General features: G+C 60.1%; 14 protein-coding genes. 5 read left to right on the top strand and 9 right to left on the bottom strand.

Annotation, left to right across the window (positions count from 1 at the left end; translation table 11 throughout):
* Positions 1-4: 4 nt before the first annotated feature.
* The 9 genes from C0058_RS26920 to yaaA all read right to left on the bottom strand — a co-directional run bounded on the left by C0058_RS26920 (position 5) and on the right by yaaA (position 12,877).
* A complete protein-coding gene (locus C0058_RS26920) occupies positions 5-1,114 on the bottom strand; it encodes a mannuronate-specific alginate lyase (protein ID WP_102369876.1) in 1,110 nt (369 codons plus the stop codon).
* Positions 1,115-1,122: 8 nt separating this feature from the next.
* Positions 1,123-2,571 carry an alginate O-acetyltransferase gene (locus C0058_RS26915; protein ID WP_102370301.1) on the bottom strand — a complete coding sequence of 483 codons (1,449 nt, stop codon included), beginning with the start codon at positions 2,569-2,571 and terminating at the stop codon, positions 1,123-1,125.
* Positions 2,572-2,582: 11 nt separating this feature from the next.
* The gene (gene algG, locus C0058_RS26910; RefSeq protein ID WP_102369875.1) at positions 2,583-4,142 is read right to left on the bottom strand and encodes a mannuronan 5-epimerase AlgG; all 1,560 of its coding nucleotides are present in this window, start codon (positions 4,140-4,142) and stop codon (positions 2,583-2,585) included.
* Positions 4,142-5,629 carry an alginate export family protein gene (locus C0058_RS26905; protein WP_003216288.1) on the bottom strand — a complete coding sequence of 496 codons (1,488 nt, stop codon included), beginning with the start codon at positions 5,627-5,629 and terminating at the stop codon, positions 4,142-4,144. The genes algG and C0058_RS26905 overlap by 1 nt, the downstream gene beginning before the upstream one ends.
* Positions 5,626-7,050 (bottom strand): alginate biosynthesis TPR repeat lipoprotein AlgK, encoded by a 1,425-nt coding sequence (gene algK, locus C0058_RS26900; protein WP_371857008.1) that lies wholly within the window; start codon positions 7,048-7,050, stop codon positions 5,626-5,628. Before algK ends, C0058_RS26905 begins: the two co-directional genes overlap by 4 nt.
* Before the next feature lie 90 nt (positions 7,051-7,140).
* Entirely contained in the window at positions 7,141-8,310 is a 1,170-nt protein-coding gene (locus C0058_RS26895; RefSeq protein ID WP_003216292.1) for an alginate biosynthesis protein Alg44, read from the bottom strand.
* 36 nt (positions 8,311-8,346) lie between these two features.
* Positions 8,347-9,828, bottom strand: coding sequence for a mannuronan synthase (gene alg8, locus C0058_RS26885; RefSeq protein ID WP_017477650.1), 1,482 nt, complete (start codon positions 9,826-9,828; stop codon positions 8,347-8,349).
* 84 nt (positions 9,829-9,912) lie between these two features.
* Positions 9,913-11,229: a nucleotide sugar dehydrogenase gene (locus tag C0058_RS26880; protein ID WP_003216295.1), complete on the bottom strand. Its 1,317-nt coding sequence runs from the start codon at positions 11,227-11,229 to the stop codon at positions 9,913-9,915.
* Positions 11,230-12,097: 868 nt separating this feature from the next.
* Positions 12,098-12,877, bottom strand: a complete 780-nt coding sequence (gene yaaA, locus C0058_RS26870; RefSeq protein WP_008435666.1) for a peroxide stress protein YaaA — start codon at positions 12,875-12,877, stop codon at positions 12,098-12,100.
* A gap of 296 nt (positions 12,878-13,173) precedes the next feature.
* Between yaaA and C0058_RS26865 the strand changes: the two genes are divergently transcribed.
* The 5 genes from C0058_RS26865 (at position 13,174) to moaE (ending at position 17,371) form a co-directional block, all read left to right on the top strand.
* Entirely contained in the window at positions 13,174-14,298 is a 1,125-nt protein-coding gene (locus C0058_RS26865) for a polysaccharide deacetylase family protein (RefSeq protein ID WP_003216300.1), read from the top strand.
* Positions 14,299-14,647: 349 nt separating this feature from the next.
* Positions 14,648-16,042 (top strand): PhoH family protein, encoded by a 1,395-nt coding sequence (locus C0058_RS26860; RefSeq protein ID WP_008435664.1) that lies wholly within the window; start codon positions 14,648-14,650, stop codon positions 16,040-16,042.
* 164 nt (positions 16,043-16,206) lie between these two features.
* A complete protein-coding gene (gene moaC, locus C0058_RS26855; RefSeq protein WP_008435663.1) occupies positions 16,207-16,680 on the top strand; it encodes a cyclic pyranopterin monophosphate synthase MoaC in 474 nt (157 codons plus the stop codon).
* Positions 16,677-16,919, top strand: coding sequence for a molybdopterin converting factor subunit 1 (gene moaD / locus C0058_RS26850; protein ID WP_102369872.1), 243 nt, complete (start codon positions 16,677-16,679; stop codon positions 16,917-16,919). Before moaC ends, moaD begins: the two co-directional genes overlap by 4 nt.
* Positions 16,920-16,921: 2 nt before the next feature.
* Entirely contained in the window at positions 16,922-17,371 is a 450-nt protein-coding gene (gene moaE, locus C0058_RS26845) for a molybdopterin synthase catalytic subunit MoaE (protein ID WP_087692831.1), read from the top strand.
* Positions 17,372-17,382 lie beyond the last annotated feature (11 nt).

The raw sequence follows: 17,382 nt of genomic DNA, 5'->3' as shown, positions 1-17,382 counted from the left end.
GCGACTAGCTGCCTTTGTTGCCTTTCTCATGCGCCGGGTCGTAGACCTTGGTCAGGTCACCCCCGAGGCGGAACGTCTTGAACGGCTGCATCCCGTGCTTGCGCTCGATCACATCCGGGGCGCAGGTGTAGAGGGTGCAGAAGGGCTCAAGCCAGGCAAATTTCATGTCTTCCTTGAGGTCCTTCATGTCCTGTTCCTTGCCGTTCTTCTGCTCGAAGATCTCCGGGTCTTTCACCCCGGCCAGCACCTTGTCACCCAGGCGTTTCAACGCGCCGTTGTTTTCCTGGCGCAGGTCCACACCGTTCACCAGGGCAAAACTGGCGATCATCGCCAGCGGCGGCAGGGCGTAGTTGTGGTACGACAGGGCCCGTTGCTGACGCTTCAATTCGTTGGGCAGGAAGCCTTGGGCATCCACCTGGTTGGCGCCGACCTTGTATTCCTTCACGGCCCAGTCAAACAGGTCGCGGCGGTTCACGGCGACGGAGGTCGCCATCACCGACCAGGCAGCCCAGTAGGAGTGGTTGTTGGTTTTATCCAGCGGCAGGTTGTCCCAGTCGCTCACCACCTGGTCGGCCATTTTGCTGAACCAGGCTTCGATCAACTGCGACTCCTGCTGGTGGTTGGCCAGCGGATGAGAGTCGGAGAACTTCAGGCGCACATAGGCCGACGCCATGCTGCCCAGTGCCCATTTGCGCATGGACTTGCCGGTGTGGTTGAAGTCCTTGGACATCAATGCATCGGCCTTGGCCCAGCTCGTGAGCCAGTTCAGCGTGCATTCCAGCTGCTCCGGACGGCCGTCGCGCATGAATTGCATCACACGCTTGCTGGTGTCTTTTTCCAGCTTGGTGATGTCGGCGGTGCTGTCGCGAAAGGCTTTTTCGGACTGCACATTCAGGGTGGAACGAGCCTTGTCCGAACCTTCGTACTTGCTGCGAAATTGCAGCGAGCCGGTGTACGGCGCGGGCATGGCGTCGCAGTCATTCTTGAAGTCGCCGGTCTTGAATGCTTCCACCGGGGCGAAATAACCCTGGGGCGGACGCAGTGGTGAGGCGGCGTTGACTTGGCCGGCAAACATCGCCAGGCCCAGCAGCGTTGGAATCAATAACTTCTGCATAAGTAACCTCATTGCCCCGTTGAAGCAGTCTGTTGACCACCGGCGGGGAATACGTTGCGTGTGCAAATTTTCGCTTCGACTTTCTGCGCGGCCTGGCCCGCTTCAGGGCCCTGCACTTCCACGGCCAGCAGGTTTTGCGTGGCCCAGTCTTCATCGGTGCGCAGTTCAAAGGCGAAACGCCCGTCTGTATCGGATGTTTCGGGTTTCTCGATCTTGATGTCCTCGTGGCGCCCGTTCATGTACCAGAGGGTGGCTTGCAGGGTTTTCACCGATGGGTCGGCGAAGCGGATGTCGACCTGGTGACTGCTGTTGCGCAGGTCTTTGTTCGAACTGTTCACCAGCAATTCGTTCTTGCCGGGTTTCAGCGTGGTGCTGGCGCTCATCTGGGCGATCTTGCCTTCACAGCCGTTGTCCAGCAGCGACATCATCTGGCGGTAGATGGTCTCCTGGTCCAGGCGATACAGCGGCGAGAATTCCCAGATCAGGATCTTCGGCGGGGTCTTCTGGAATTCTTCGCTGCCCAGGTACTGGATCATCGAGCCTTCCAGGCCACCACCGGGGAAGGCGACGTTGAGGATGTCGGCACCGATTTCCTGTTCCAGGAAGCCGGCGAAATTGTAGTTCTTGCCACTGTGGCTGGTACCCACGAGGGTGATCTGCGGGTTGCCGGAATCACCGAACAGGTCGCCGTCTGCCGCTTCGCCCTTGGGCTCGGTGGTGAACTGGTCCATGTACTGGATCGCGTAGCTGGTGCCGCACAGTTGCCCGGCCATGTTGTGCAGGGTGCCGGTCTTGCCCATGCGCCCGGACCGTTTGGTCTCGAATTCGCGCTGCGGGATGCCGGCAAATTCAGGCATCGCCCGCACTTTCGCGCCGACGATTTTGGCGGTGCGCTGGGCGCCGTATGGCGTCCAGTGTTGGTCACCGCGGAAGTAGAAATCGTGGGCCGGTAACTCGTCCGGCAGTTGCTCGTTGGTCAGCGGCGACAGGTCCGGCACGACGTAGCCCATCTTGGCGAAACGCCCGAGCATGGTCTTGTAATTGCCCAGGGCCTTGTCGAAATCGAACCTGGCTTTCTCTTCAGGGTTGAGCTTGTTGCGGTTCACCAAACCACGGGTCGGCTGGTAGACCACCACCAGTTCCACGCCCTTGCTCTTGAACGCATCGTGCAGCTGCTGCATGCGTTTGTAGCCGGCGGGGCTGGTGTCGAATTCGGTGCGCAGGTCTTCCTGGGTCCGGAACAGCCAATCGCCCTGAGCTTGCACCAGGGTGGTGAAGTTCTGCTGGTAGCGCGTGGTGTAGTTCTTCGCGTCGTGGGCGGCCGGGCACAGGCTGCAGCACGGTTCGGCGGTGAAGGTTGGCGCCTTGATTTCGTCGGCGCGCACGCCCTGGCTGGCCGCGAGCAGGCCGAGGGTCAAACCCGAAAGGCTGAGCAGTTTGATCATGTGTGGGTGCATAAAGGTCATCCTCAGTCCTGCATTTCGGTCTGGCGTTCGACAGGGTCGATCAGCACGGCTTTCTTCTGGCGTACCAGCAAGTCGAGGATCTCTTCCTGGCGATCGCCAAGAACGCCCGAGAAGCTGATGCCACTGGATTTGGTCGGCGCAAGCATCGATACGCGGTACAGCTCGACGCTCAACGGCGAGTCGATGGACAGCGGCCCGCTGCCGTTGGCGGCCAGTTCACCGCCGACCACGATCAGCGAGACCTTGGTGTCGAACGGGTCGAGGGCGATGTCGCGGTCGGTGTCGGTCAAATCCTTGATGTGGCCGTACACGCCGGTCAGCCCGTTGGCCAAGGCAATGTTCTCGTACAGGCGAATGTTCACGCTGTTACGCACGCGGATGCCGTGGCGACGGTTGCTGATGACCTTGTTGCCCCACAGCAGGTTATCGCCGCTCTCATAGAGGGTGATGCCGTCGGTGTGGTTGCGGTAGATCTCGTTGTCGGCGATCAGGTTGTTGACGCTGTTACGGTCGATCACCAGGCCCGAGAGCTTGTTGTCGAAGCTGCGGTTGTTGAAGATGAAGCTGTCGTTCACTTCCCGGGAAATGATGATGCCGTGCTTCTTCTTTGTGCCGTAGACGGTGTTGTCGGTGATGATCAGGCCGTGTGAACGGTCGTGGGGGTCAATGCCGTAGACGATGTTGTCCTTGTAGGTATTGCCCTTGAGCACAAAGCCGGTGGTTTCGTAGCAGTAGAAGCCGTACCACATGTCCGAGAACTCGGAGTCGACGATCCAGCCCGTCGGTTCAGGACGCTTGAGCACCTTGGCCATGTTCGGCGTGTATTGGGAAATACTCACGCCATACGACTTACTGTTGGCGTAGCCGAAACTGGCCATCTTGCTATTGGCGATGTAGGTCTCGGTGCCGCCCCAGGCCAGCAGGAACGGGCGGAATTCCTTGGGCGACTGGAAGGTCGCCGGGCCGTTGGTCTTCTCGCGCCAGCCGGTGATTCTGGTGTCACGTACGAACAACTGGCCGTCGTTGATCAGGAACGAACCGGCTTCCTGGGACAGGCGCAGCTCTTGAGTCTGCTTGTCGATTTCGAGGATGCCTTTACGGCCCACCACGATCGGCAACTTGGCCAGGAACACCCCCGGCGAGGTTTCGCTGAAGTACTGCTTGGGCACTTTCTTCAGCAGGTCCTTGAGGTTCATGTAGCCGTCGTCGACAAAGATCGCCTGGGGAATGCCGTGCTGGCGCACTACCCATTCGGCCATCTTGTTGTCGCCGCCGATGAAGTCCTTCAGGGCGTCTTCCTGCATCATCCGGCGGATGCTGATTTTGCCTGGCTTGGTACGCACGATCTTTTTCGCGATATTCGCCGCGGTGTAGCCGGACACGTCCGGCAGCGCAGGCTTGGCCATCTCCAGCGGCTCGGTCGGCGGGCTGGAGATGGTGTAGGTCTTGGCCTGTTGCAGCTCTTTGGCGATGGTCGGCGCTTTGTCGGCGAAGGCCGAGGCGCTGGCCAGCAGCATGGCCGCGACGAGCAGGCTTTGAGACTTCATTGCGCAGGCTCCCATCAGAACTTCCAGATCACGTCGACAAAGGCGCGATGCATGTACGAGTCGACCTGGCTGCCATAGGCGTCGCCCGGCTTGAACACGCCTGCACGGAAGCGCACCAGGGCCGACGGCTCGTCGATCGACTGGCTGAGCCCGGCCGGCAGCAGGCCTTTCTTGAAGTACTTGGTGACCACCAGGTCCATCTCCTGGCCCAGGTCTTTCTTGCCGTCTTCAAGCGGCAGGGACGTGCTGGACAGGATCGCGCCGGTCACGTCATCGGTGTTGTTCTGCACGGCATCGATGCCGTTGCTGCCCACCGGCTTGTTGCCGTCTACGCGCCAGAACTTGTGGTACACAAGGCTTGCGTCATAGTCCTCGCGCAGCTGCCAGGACCCGAACAGGCTCATGGACTGCATGTTGTTCATCTCGCCGCGAAACGCTTCACCGAAGCGGTGGACGCGGGACTGGGTACCGGTCCAGTTCGAACGGTTGCTTTGCAGGCCGTTCTGCTCGTATTCGGCACTGGCGCGGGAGTAGGCGGCGCCCACTTGCCACTGCGGGTCGAGGCGCAGGCGTACACCCAAATCGGTGGCCCAGCCATTCACGTCATCGCTGCGCTTGGCGTTGGCCGGGCGGGTGCCGTCGGCGTTCAAGGCGTTGACCGTGTCGCGGTCGCCCTGCATGCCGGTGACGCTCGCCCAGTAGTTGACGGTGTTGGTGTTGCGCCAGTTGTAGGCGTCGCTGTTGGCTTCGATGCCGAGCCAGGTCAGGTCGCCGTTCTCGCGCTTGTCCAGCGAGTCGGTGGCCACGCCCGGTTCCGGGTAGTCGAGCTTGCCGTCATCATGGGTGTGGTGCGCGCGCAGGCCGATCCACTGGCCTGGCGTCCACTGATAGGCGGCGTCGGCGTACAGGTGCTGACGGTCCTTGTCCTTGGGCGACAGTTCCTTGAGGTCGGTGCGGTATTCGCTGAAGCGCTCGGCGACGCCGACATTGGCCTTGAGCAAGGTGGTGTCGAAGGTCCAGTTCAGCGCTTCGATATTGGTGTCGCGCCATTGGCCGTCGTCATTGCGCAGGCGTTGGCGACCGAGCTTGAGGATCTCGCCGGGGTAGGGCGTGAAGCCGCCATAGGCGACCCAGAACTCGCGCATCGCCAGGTAGTTCTTCTTGCTCTTGCGGTCGTCGTTGCTGGTCTGTTGAGTGGCGTCATCCGAGGACTGTTGCAGGGTGTCGGTCTCGATGATGTCGCTGGAGGTCACGGCCTGGCCCATGGCGTAGGCGCTCCAGTTGCCGCTTTCACCGTAGATCCACGGGCGCAGGTCAAGGCCGATGCCGTTGACGTCGCCGCCTTTCTGGGTGCCCAGGTCGCGGTCATCTTCGGACTGGCCGGTGACTTTGACTTCCAGGCCGAAGTTCTTGGCTTCGGTCAGCGCCGCCAGGGTCGGGCACGACCACAGCAGGGCGAAGGTCAGGCCGATACCGGCCTTGACGAATGGGTTGAGCTTCATAGGGATTCCTCGCCGTCTTCTTCTTGCAGGGCGTGCAATTGCAGCGTGCTTTGGGCCAGGGTGCCGCGCACGGCCAGCTCCTGTTGCACCAGGCGTTGGCCTTCGGCGCGTTGTTCCGGGGTCAGCGGCGCTTCGAGCTGGGTCGCCAGGTCGTTGGCTTCCGGCGTGTCCTGGGCCTTGGCCAACTGGCTGAAGACATAGGCGTTAAGCGGGTCGGGCTTGGTGCCCTTGCCTTGGGAAAACAGCTGGGCGATCGCGAAGTCGGCGCTGTTCTGGCCGTTGCGCGCAGCGGTCAACAGATGGTCCAGGGCCTTTTGCGAATAGACCTTGCCCAGGTAGCCACGGCGGTAGATCTGGCCGAGGTAGTAGTCGGCGGCGACTTCGCGGCCGACGGCTTTCTGGAAGTGTTCTTCGGCGGCCTTGGCGTCAGCCGGGACCCACTTGCCTTCGTAGTAGAGCTTGCCCAGCAACAGTTCGGCGCGGGGCTGGTCGGCGGCGCGGCCGTTGTCGAGGTACTTCATCATCTGGTCGACGTCACCCAGTTCCGGGAAGTCGTAGAGCAGTTGTGCCAGGCTGACCCAGGAGGCCGGGTAGCCGGGGGCGATTTTTTCCAGCAGGGCCTGGGCGGTTTTTTCGTCGGTCTTGCCCAGGCTTGCATCACCCAGTACACGAGCCACGCTGTCGACCCGTTGGGCGGTGACGGTGCCGCGGCTGTAGCCGGCTTCCATCTGCTTGAGCAGGTCGGCCTGTTTTTCCGGCTCGGCTTTTTTCTGGTAGACCGTGGCCAACTCGACGTAGCAGATATCGGTGGTGTTCAGTGCGGCCTTGCAGATGCTTTCCACTTCATCCAGGTGCTGGTCGTAGGTGTCCTGGGTGCGATACAGCAGCACCTGGGCGAGACCGGCTTCCGGGTAACCCGAGGCGCGCCATTTGCTGATCTGCTGCTGGGCGTTGATGTTCGGGAAACTGTGCGGGTATTGCAGGTAGAGCATTGCCAGCGGGATCAGGGTGTTGCCTTCGCCATTGGCAAAGGCCTTTTTCAGCAGGCCTTCGGCTTCATGGTGTTCGGCTTCGGTCGCGCCGGGCTTGGCCACCAGCAGGCGGCCCAGGCGTGCCTGGGCACGGGGCGAGGTATCGGCAGCCGCGCGGTACGTCGCTTCGGCCTGCTTGATTTGCTCGGGGTCGCGGGTGCCGACCTGGATATCCGCCAGGCCCACTTGGGCCTCGCTGTAGCCCAAATCCGCGAGCTGCTGGTAGTTCTGCTGGGCAGTGACGGTGTCGCCACGTTTCAGCGCTTCATTGGCCAGGCGTTGGTCGGGCAGGCCGGCGCAACCGGCGAGGCTGACCGCAACAGCCAGCAACGCCGCAGTTCCCATGTGGGAGCGGGCTTGCTCGCGAAGGGGCACTGTCAGTTGATGCATGTGTTGGCTGACACACTGCTTTCGCGAGCAAGCCCGCTCCCACAGGGATTGCGGTGTTTTTGAGAGAGTCATCACAGGCATGTCCTCTGCTTACAGACCGTTGGCCATGGCTTTGTCGATCAGCCAGTTCAGGGACGGGCCGCGATCGCTGGTCACTTCAACCGGGCGACCGGCGTAGGTGCTGTCCAGCGGGGCGTCGGGTTTGATCTGCACGCGGATGTCGGAGGACATTTCGCTGCTGTTCAGGCTGGTGCTGCTGACGATGGTGCCGGTGCGTACCTGCTCTTCATCCGCTACCTGGAAGTTCACGCGGGTGCCCGGGCGTACGTCGGCAAACTGGCGATAGGAGAAGCGCGCATCAACGTTGGCCTGGCTGCCGCGTGGCACCAGTTGGAAGATCACGTCGCCCTTGCTGGCGTACTGACCGTCGGCGACCAGTTGCTGGGCCACGACGCAGTCGCAAGGGGAGGTGAGGGTGCCGGTCATTTGCTTGCCGAACAGCTCTTCGACCTTGGCCGGTTGCAGCTGGTCTTCGTCCAGATGGCCCTTGAGTACGTCGAGCATGCTGGTGCTGAAGGTTGCCAATGGCGCGCCTTTGGCGGCGACCGCATCGCCTTTGATCAGGCTTTGCACGGTGCCATCGCGGGGCATGGTCACGTTCATCCCGGGCACGCTCACCAGGCCGGAGGTGGCGTGGCTGACGAAGTACATGCCGTACACCGATTTGACCACGAAGCCGAATGCCGCCAGGCCCACCACGAAGATCCCGAGGCTGAAAGTCACCGCCCGCAGGCGGCCACCGACGCTCATGTTGCTGCCGCCGTCCTTGACCTTGCGCGCCTTGGTGAAGTTGTCGCGTTGCAGGGTTGCCAGCACGTCACCCATGGTCACGATGTCACCGGCCAGGTGCGAGGTGATCAGGTGGCGCAGGGTGGAGATGTCTTGTGCATCGAGGTTCTGGAACTGGCAACCGGTGCGGCCGGTCTGGCGATCGTAGGAGCGAATCTGCAGCTCGACGTCCATCGCCAGGCCCAGGTTGTCGATCACGAATTGCAAGCGACCCTTGTGCACATCGCCGACTTTCAGCGGCTGCTGCGGGGCGTTGAAGGCCAGGCCGCCGGCGGACAGGTCGATCACCCGCACTTCCATCGGTGTTTGATCGGCGCCGAAGAAGCGCAGCTTGGCCGGGATTTTGACCCGGGCGTGTTGGCGCTGGGCTTCGGATTCGTGGACAACGTTGGCGTTTACTGGGCTATTCATGGTGTTTAGTTCCTAGTTAATTCAGGCTTGGCAGGGTCAAACCATCATCAGCAACACGGCGACGAAAATGCTGCCGGCGGAGAAGGTCATGGTCCGAGACGACCAGGTGTTGAACCAACGTTGAAAGCTGGCCAAATCGCGGGTCAGTTTGGTGTCCTGGCGGGTCCAGGACTGTTGATCAAGGCGGAAGAACACGTAGATCTTCACCAGCGCGCCCATGATCTGGTTGTAATAGAGAATCACCGGGTAAGCCGGGCCGATCTTGTGGCCGGAGCACGACAGCAGCAGGGTCAGAATCAGGCGGGTGATGCCGATCCACAGCAGGTAGGCGAGGATGAACGCGCCGCCGTATTTGAAGGTGGCGATGATCGCCACGGTCAGCCCCAGCAGGGAGGTCCACATCGACACGCGTTGATCAAACAGCACGATGCTGGTGAACAGGCCCAGGCGACGCATACCCAGGCCCAGGGCACGTGAGTTCTGGCGCAGGTTGTTGCCGTACCAGCGGAACATCAGTTTGCGGCTGGCCTTGATAAAGCTCTTTTCCGGCGGGTGTTCCACGGTGTGGATCGCGGCGTCCGGTACGTAGAAAGTGTCGTAGCCCAGGCGCATCAGGCTGAACCAGCTGGACTTGTCGTCACCGGTCAAAAACTTGAAGCGGCCCAGGCGCCAGTGTTGCAGCGAGTCGCTTTCCACATCGGCAATGAAGCCCGGGTCGGTGACCACGTTGGCGCGGAACACCGACATGCGGCCGGTCATGGTCAGCACGCGTTTGGACAGGGCCATGGAGCACATGTTGATGTGGCGCTGGGCGAAGCGCAGCTTGTGCCACTCGCTCATGATGTAGCCGCCGCGCACTTCGCAGAACTCGTTGGTGGTCAGGCCGCCGACATTGCCGAACAGCTGGAACCACGGCACGGTCTTGCGCACTACGCCCTCGGCGAGCACGGTGTCGCCATCGATCACGGCCACTACGGCACGGTCGTCCGGCAGGTGGCGGGAGATGGCGCGAAAACCGAAAGCCAGGCCGTCACGCTTGCCGGTACCGGCGATGCGCACGAAGTCCAGTTTGACGTGGTCGGGCGGGTTCATCCTGGCCCACAGGCTCTTGACCAGCAGCTCATCGGACATTTCCACCAGGGAGCAGACCACGGTGGTAGGGAAGCCACATTCGATGGCCTCGCGGATCACCGAGCTGTAGACCTGGGCCGTGGTCAGCGCGTCGATCCGAAAGCTGGTGACCATCAGGAATACGTGGGACGGGTCTGCCGCCTTGCCCAGCTTGCGCACTTTGCGCCGCAGGTGCGGGTAGACCACGTACAGGAACAGCATGCCGCGAAAGAAATGCGTAGCACCCATCGAGTAGCGCCAGATACCGACGGCGCCAATCAGGAAAATAAAATTCTTCGACTCTGAGTCGAACGTACTCGCCGGCAACAGCAGGGCGAGTCCCATCAGCAGGCTCAGGAAAAACAGCCAGCCGGCAGATTGGAGGAGTACGTGTTTTAACTTGGACATAGGCGTCATTCCGCAGGTGAAGGAGGCTTCAAGCAGCAAGCGCCGGGGATCAGGACGCTTGCCGCTTGAAACTTGCCGTTGCTGTTACCAGCAAATGCCTTCGGTACGGCCGCTCACGCTGGTGGCCTTGGACATGAAGCCCACCAGGTCGACCACTTGCTTGCCGTGGGGTGCGTTGTGCGCCAGGGCACGGAACTTCTCATCGCGGTTGCCCAGGATGATCACGTCGGAGTTGTTGATCACTTCGTCGAAGTCCGAGTTGAGCAGGGACGACACGTGAGGGATCTTGCCTTCGATGTAGTCCTTGTTGGCGCCGTGCACGCGAGCGTATTCGACGTTGCTGTCGTAGATGCTCAGGTCGAAACCCTTGCCGATCAGCATTTCTGCCAGTTCCACCAGCGGGCTTTCGCGCAGGTCATCGGTGCCGGCCTTGAAGCTCAGGCCCAGCAGGGCGACTTTGCGTTTGTCGTGGCTGGAAACGATGTCGAAAGCGTTTTGCACCTGTGACTCGTTGCTGCGCATCAGCGAGTTGAGCAGCGGCGCATCCACGTCCAGAGAGCCTGCGCGGTATGTCAGGGCGCGCACGTCCTTGGGCAGGCAGGAACCGCCGAAGGCAAAGCCCGGGCGCATGTAGTACTGGGACAGGTTGAGGGTCTTGTCCTGGCAGACCACTTCCATCACTTCGCGACCGTCGACACCCACCGCCTTGGCGATGTTGCCGATCTCGTTGGCGAAGGTCACTTTGGTCGCATGCCAGACGTTGCAGGTGTACTTGATCATCTCGGCGACGGCGATGTCCTTGCGGATGATCGGCGCGTCGAGTTCTTCGTACAGCGACTGCAGAACATCGCCGGAAGCGGTGTCGAATTCACCGATGACGGTCATCGGCGGCAGGTCGTAGTCGGCGATGGCGGTGCTTTCACGCAGGAACTCAGGGTTTACGGCGACGCCGAAGTCGACGCCGGCTTTCTTGCCCGAGCAGTCTTCGAGAATCGGAATCACCACATTGGCCACGGTACCTGGCAGCACGGTGCTGCGGACCACGATGGTGTGACGGGAGGTCTTGTCACGCAGGACGAAACCGATCTCGCGGCACACCGATTCGATGTAGTTGAGTTCCAGGTCGCCGTTCTTCTTGCTCGGCGTGCCGACGCAAATCATCGACAGGTCGGTATCACGGATTGCCTCGGCGAAATTGGTGGTGCCGCGCAGTCGGCCGGTTTGAACGCCCTGGCTTAACAGCTCGCCCAGACCCGGTTCAACGATGGGGGATTTACCCGCGTTGATCAGGTCAATCTTTTCCTTGGAGATGTCTACGCCAACGACCTCATGGCCCCGTGCAGACAGGCAACCGGCACATACCGCGCCGACGTAACCCAAACCAAATATGCTGATGCGCATCGCATTTACCTCATTGTTAATCGTGCCACTAGATGGCCGGAGTTCATGTTTTGAAGCGTCACCCAGGCACTGGGAAGTGCGACGAATAAACGTCGGTATATCCAGTGCAGGCATACTAAAAGTCGAGTGACTAACTAATGCACTCAAGTTGTGCGCAACTTGGCCTTATTGTTGGGGCTTGCCCTGAAATGCAGCCAGCCTTCCTGGGGAAGGGCCTGGCGCCAGTGCCGCAAGGCGTTGACAGGGGCTTTGAGCCCTTATATATCAACGGCTTGGGTTGTCTCACTGACCCATACAGGTGAGCTCAGCCTTGGCCTTGTCGGAGAAAGTAGTGAAACCTTTGCGTCCGCCTTCAACTAATCAGTTGATGATTTGACCATTGAGTCAAAGTTATATGACAACTTTGCTACTTCCCTTGGTCGCCACGTAAGTCATCTCTTACATCTTCAGAGATAATCGTTACCGGTGGTATGAGCGGTGCTTTAGGACATAGTTCCTGTCCACTCATCCTGTTTCCGGAAATTTCTTGAAATATTAGGAAAGATGGCACTAGTACTATTCTGATAGCACTTGCTATTTAGGCCAGTAGTTGCGGGGAGTTGCGAGGGGTAAATAGTTTTGTGCCACTACTGTTTTAAAAAAGTGGTGCCACTACGAAAAAAAATGACGAATGTCGAGTGAAATAAATGTTAGGGAATCTGAAGAATTATTTTTGACGCCAAATAAATGGCGAATTCGGAGTTGGAATGCAAACAAAATGTGGGAGCGGGCTTGCTCGCGAAAGCGGCGTGTCAGGCAATAAAGGCATCGACTGAACCACCGCTTTCGCGAGCAAGCCCGCTCCCACATTTGGATCTTCGTTGTCAGGTTATTCCGGTGCGTGATCCCGCAGGAACACCAGGTTATCCGGCTTCGACTGCTCCGCATTGAAGCGATAACCCTGCACGTCAAACTCCTTGAGCCTGGCCGGGTCGTTGATGCGTTCTTCAATCACAAAGCGGCTCATCATGCCCCGGGCCTTCTTGGCGTAGAAGCTGATGATCTTGTACTGGCCGTTTTTCAGGTCCTTGAACTCGGTGTTGATGATTCGCGCATTCAATGCCGGGCGTTTGACTGCCGAGAAGTACTCGTTGGACGCGAGGTTGAGCAGCACGTCATCGCCTTGTTCGGCCAGGGCTTCGTTGAGCCACTCGCTGATGCGGGTGCCCCAGAAAGCGTACAGGTCCTTGCCACGGGCGTTGGGCAGTTTGGTGCCCATTTCGAGGCGGTACGGCATCATCAGGTCCAGCGGCCGCAGCAGGCCGTACAGGCCGGAGAGCATGCGCAGGTGGTCCTGGGCGTAGGTGAAGTCGGCGTCCTTGAGGGTTTCGGCGTTGAGGCCGGTGTAGACGTCGCCCTTGAATGCCAGCAGGGCTTGTTTGGCGTTGGCGGGGGTGAAGGCGGGGGTCCAGCTGCCGAAGCGTGCGGCGTTGAGGCCGCCGATTTTGTCGGAGACGTGCATCAGTTCGCTGATTTGCGCCGGGCTGAGTTCGCGCAGTTGTTCGATCAGCTCCTGGGAGTGGTCGAGGTATTGCGGCTGGGTGAAGCGCGGGGTGACCGGCTTTGACTCGAAATCGAGGGTTTTGGCGGGGGAAATCACCGTCAGCATGAAGTCGTCTCCTTTAATCGTGGGGGGATTCTAGGGGGTAGGGCGGTTTGACTCCACCTATGATGGTGATAGATAGCTGTGCGGTCGTTGGGGGGGGCATATCCGTTTCTGCGGTTACGGCGGCTTATGGTTTCGCTCTTACAGCGAGTCACTTTGCAAAAGCGTTCAAAAGTGAGCCGCTGTAAGAGCGGAACCAATACAAGCCATCACTCAAATAACGCATATACACACCAACCCAATAGCGCCCCCACACGATCGGCTATAGTGCCCGACGACTCTGGAAAGGGAGACCCTTCGTGCGAATTGCGCTTTTACTGTCAGCCTGGCTCATCTGCCTGGGCGCCCAAGCCGCCCCCGTGGATGTCGCAACCCTGGACCGCGGCACCTGGCCCGAACGCCTCAGCAGCCCCGCCCTGTTCGACGTCGCCTCACGCGCAGAAATCCTGATGTTCGCCCACACCCTGCTCGCCAGCGAATCCCTCGACGAACCCGCCCTCAAGCAGCGCCTGGGCCTGAAGATCATCAACCAGGCCTCGATCGACGACCTGCGCCGTCAACTCTGGCAACGGCTACTGGAAAACTACACCTTCGCCCAACAAAGCTGCGAACAGGACGCCTCCTTCTGCTACCTGGTGGAAAACATGGACGACCTGCGCGAACAAGCCGCCAAATTCGAAGTCAGCGACAACTCCTTCTATATAGGCTGGGCCGGCCCCAGCCGCGCATTCCACGAGCGCTACCTGGATGAACAGTTGCGCAAGGCCGCCCTGTTCCCCCAGATCAGCAGCGAAATCGCGCGCTTCGGCGATCACGAACGCAACGGCGACGAACTCAACGACCGGATGTTCCTGCTGACCTTCGACAGCGGACCGTCCCCGGTCAGCGGCAATACCGACTGGCTCGCCGACTACCTGCGCAAACAGAAAATGCACAGCCTCTTCTTCGTGCTGGGCAACAGCCTGCAAACCCGCGTCGAGAAAAGCTCGGCCACCGATGTGCAGGCGCTGTACCAGGGCCAGTGCGTCGGCATCCAGGGCTGGCAGTACCGCTCCCATAGCCACTGGGTCGACTGGCAGTCGTCCATCACCCGCAGCGCCTCCCTGGCGCAAAACCTGATGCCGGAAAACTACTTGCCGCTGTTCCGCCCGCCGTACGGTCAGCGCCGGTCCGACAGCCAGGGATTTTTCCAGTCACAAGGGCTGCAAGTGGCCTTGTGGGACATCGACTCGGAAGACGAACCCGGCAAGCTCAAGGCTGATGAGTCGGCGAACCGCGTGCTCACACTGATGCTGTTGTGGCGGCGCGGGGTGATCGTCTTCCACGACACCCAGGACAAGGCGCGCATCGCTTTACCCTGGCTTTTACACGCCACGGCAGAAAGTGGACTCGGCTGGCAGGATTGCCGCGAAGCGTTTCGCTGAAAAAGCACGAAAAGCCCGGCCCTGTTGGGGCTGAGGTTTTTCAGGGGGGATTTTGGGAGGTATTTCGATACAGGCGGACTTCCGACTTTAACGGTGCAATGCCGGCGCGCCTAGTGCTATTCGTCATCCTGAAAAATAAACTTCAAAAAAGCGTCAAAGTGCTTTTTCCTGTCATGTGTTTTGCGGTATTACGAAGACAGACAGCCGAAACCTGCAACACAGGTGGCGTCTTCCAAGACACCTCTTGTGTGCACCGCACTTGACGCCCCTCAAGTGCGTTCGACGGTCGAATCGAGGCGCAGCACTGTCGCGGTATTGCGTCGACTGGCTCCCACAAAGGTGACCGAGTATGGATGATCATGGACGTAACCCTTCTTCCGACCAGCCAATCCTTTATGTGCTTGATACCAATGTACTGATTCACGATCCAAACGCACTGCTCAACTTCGAAGAACACCACGTCGCCATCCCGATGATCGTGCTTGAGGAGCTCGACAAACTCAAAAGCGGGCACCACAGCGTTGCCGCCGAATGCCGCCAGGCCATCCGCCTGATCGACAAGACCCTCGGCGAAGCCTCCCCCGACGACGTCGAGGTGGGCGTACCGATCCAGCGTGGCAAAGGCGGGCCCAAGGGCTTGCTGTCGATTCTGATGAACAAGCGCAGCGAGCCCAACAGCTTGCTGCCGGAGAATCTGAACGACAACAAAATCATCAACCAATTGATCGACCTGCACGCACGCGACAAGGACCTGCGCCTGGTGCTGGTGACCAAAGACATCAATATGCGCCTCAAGGCACGAGCGTGTGGGATCGCTGCCGAGGACTACAGTACCGACCAACTGGTTGACGACGTGTCAATGCTGTCTCGTGGTTATCACACCATGACCGGCTCGTTCTGGGATCGCGTCAGCAAGGTCGAAACCCGTCAGGACCATGGCCGCACCTGGCACCAGGTACAGCTGATCGACAACCTGCCGGCTGTGCACATCAACGAATTCATCATCGACGAACAGGGTTTTGTGGGCTGGATCAAAGAGATCCAGGTCGACAAGCTGCTGATCCTCGACCTGCATCAGGAACCCCTGTTGCACCAGGAAGCCTGGGGCCTGAAACCGCGTGATATCTACCAGAGCCTGGCGCTGTATGCCTTGCTTGATCCGGACATCCACCTGGTCAACCTGACCGGCGCCGCAGGTTCGGGGAAAACCATCCTCGCCCTGGCTGCCGCCATCGAACAGACCATGGTTACCAAACGCTATCGCCGCATCATCGCCACCCGCAGCGTGCAGGGCCTGGACCAGGAAATCGGTTTCCTGCCCGGCACCGAAGCGGAAAAAATGGAGCCGTGGCTGGGGGCGATCACCGACAACCTCGAAGCCTTGCACATGGATGACGAAAACACCCATGGCAGCGTCGACTACATCCTCAGCAAAGTGCCGTTGCAGTTCAAATCCCTCAACTACATTCGAGGTCGCAGCTTCCAGCAGAGCCTGATTTTGATCGATGAATGCCAGAACCTCACGCCGCACCAGATGAAAACCATCATCACCCGTGCCGGCGCCGGTTCCAAAGTGGTGTGCCTGGGCAACCTGGCACAGATCGACACCCCTTACCTGTCCGCGACCAGCTCCGGGCTGACTTACCTGACGGAACGCTTCAAGGACTTCCCGAACGGCGTGCACATCGCCTTGCAAGGTGTCCCTCGTTCGATTCTGGCCGAATACGCCGAATCTCACCTGTAACCACGGTCAATGTGGGAGCTGGCTTGCCTGCGATAGCATCACCTCGGTGTAACTGACATACCGAGGTGCCTGCATCGCGGGCAAGCCCGACTCCCACAAAAGCCAGCTCCCACATTTGATCGGCGTTGGGTTTACAATCGGAGCTCCTGATCAGGAGTATCCCTGTGCTGACTCATCTCGATTCCCAAGGTCGCGCCCACATGGTCGACGTCACTGAAAAAGCCGTGACGTTCCGTGAAGCCGTGGCCGAAGCGCGGGTGCGCATGTTGCCCGAGACCCTGAAAATGATTGTCGACGGCGCCCACCCCAAGGGCGACGTGTTTGCCGTGGCCCGTATCGCCGGGATCCAGGCCGCAAAAAAAACCAGTGATCTGATTCCCCTGTGCCACCCGTTGATGCTCACCGGGGTCAAGGTCGAGCTCAGTGCCGATGGCCTGGACGCGGTGCGCATCGTCGCCCGCTGCAAACTCTCCGGGCAGACCGGCGTGGAGATGGAAGCGTTGACCGCGGCCAGTGTTGCCGCCCTGACGATCTACGACATGTGCAAGGCCGTGGACCGTGGCATGACCATCGAAACCATTCGGCTGCTGGAGAAACTCGGCGGCAAGAGCGGGCATTTCAAGGCGGACCAGGCATGAGCATCAACGTACTGTTTTTTGCGCGCTACAGCGAAGCGATTGGCCTGGACTCCCTGGAGATGGAAGGTGACTTCGCGACGGTCGACGCTGTACGCCAGGCATTGGCCAGTGACCCGGAATTCGCAGTGCTCAATGAGGCCAGCCTGATGTGCGCTCGTAACCAGGAACTGTGCGACCTTGAAGAGCCGCTGCAAGCTGGCGACGAAGTGGCATTCTTCCCGCCCGTGACCGGAGGCTGACCATGGCGATTCGGGTGCAGGCCGAGGCGTTTGATCCCGGCGCCGAGGTCAATGCGATGCATGCGGCCAATGTGGGCGTAGGCGCGGTGGTGAGTTTTGTCGGCTATGTGCGCGACTTCAATGATGGCCTGGATGTGGCAGGGATGTTCCTCGAACACTACCCGGGCATGACTGAAAAGGCCCTCGGCAAAATCGCCGTGGAGGCCGAGCAACGCTGGCCGCTGCTCAAGCTGGAAGTGTTGCATCGCATTGGCGCCCTGGAGCCGGGTGAGCCGATCGTGTTTGTTGCGGCGGCCAGCGCCCATCGTCAGGCCGCGTTCGATGCCTGCGCCTTTGTGATGGACTACCTGAAGACGCGCGCTCCGTTCTGGAAGAAGGAAAACACCAGCGAAGGGCCACGCTGGGTGGAAGGGCGCGACAGCGATCACGCAGCCGCTGACCGCTGGAAATAACGTGTGGCGAG

Origin of the sequence: Pseudomonas sp. NC02 (genome assembly GCF_002874965.1) — a bacterium.
In the GTDB taxonomy this organism is placed as follows: domain Bacteria; phylum Pseudomonadota; class Gammaproteobacteria; order Pseudomonadales; family Pseudomonadaceae; genus Aquipseudomonas.
The sequence above is the reverse complement of the archived record's forward strand: the minus strand, read 5'-3'. Positions and strand labels throughout refer to the sequence as shown.

Excerpts from the sequence above, each read along its gene's own strand:
- C0058_RS26920 (WP_102369876.1), bottom strand. The coding sequence starts at position 1,114 with ATGCAGAAGTTATTGATTCCAACGCTGCTGGGCCTGGCGATGTTTGCC.
- C0058_RS26915 (WP_102370301.1), bottom strand. The coding sequence starts at position 2,571 with ATGCACCCACACATGATCAAACTGCTCAGCCTTTCGGGTTTGACCCTC.
- algG (WP_102369875.1), bottom strand. The coding sequence starts at position 4,142 with ATGGGAGCCTGCGCAATGAAGTCTCAAAGCCTGCTCGTCGCGGCCATG.
- C0058_RS26905 (WP_003216288.1), bottom strand. The coding sequence starts at position 5,629 with ATGAAGCTCAACCCATTCGTCAAGGCCGGTATCGGCCTGACCTTCGCC.
- algK (WP_371857008.1), bottom strand. The coding sequence starts at position 7,050 with ATGCATCAACTGACAGTGCCCCTTCGCGAGCAAGCCCGCTCCCACATG.
- C0058_RS26895 (WP_003216292.1), bottom strand. The coding sequence starts at position 8,310 with ATGAATAGCCCAGTAAACGCCAACGTTGTCCACGAATCCGAAGCCCAG.
- alg8 (WP_017477650.1), bottom strand. The coding sequence starts at position 9,828 with ATGTCCAAGTTAAAACACGTACTCCTCCAATCTGCCGGCTGGCTGTTT.
- C0058_RS26880 (WP_003216295.1), bottom strand. The coding sequence starts at position 11,229 with ATGCGCATCAGCATATTTGGTTTGGGTTACGTCGGCGCGGTATGTGCC.
- yaaA (WP_008435666.1), bottom strand. The coding sequence starts at position 12,877 with ATGCTGACGGTGATTTCCCCCGCCAAAACCCTCGATTTCGAGTCAAAG.
- C0058_RS26860 (WP_008435664.1), top strand. The coding sequence starts at position 14,648 with ATGGATGATCATGGACGTAACCCTTCTTCCGACCAGCCAATCCTTTAT.
- moaD (WP_102369872.1), top strand. The coding sequence starts at position 16,677 with ATGAGCATCAACGTACTGTTTTTTGCGCGCTACAGCGAAGCGATTGGC.
- moaE (WP_087692831.1), top strand. The coding sequence starts at position 16,922 with ATGGCGATTCGGGTGCAGGCCGAGGCGTTTGATCCCGGCGCCGAGGTC.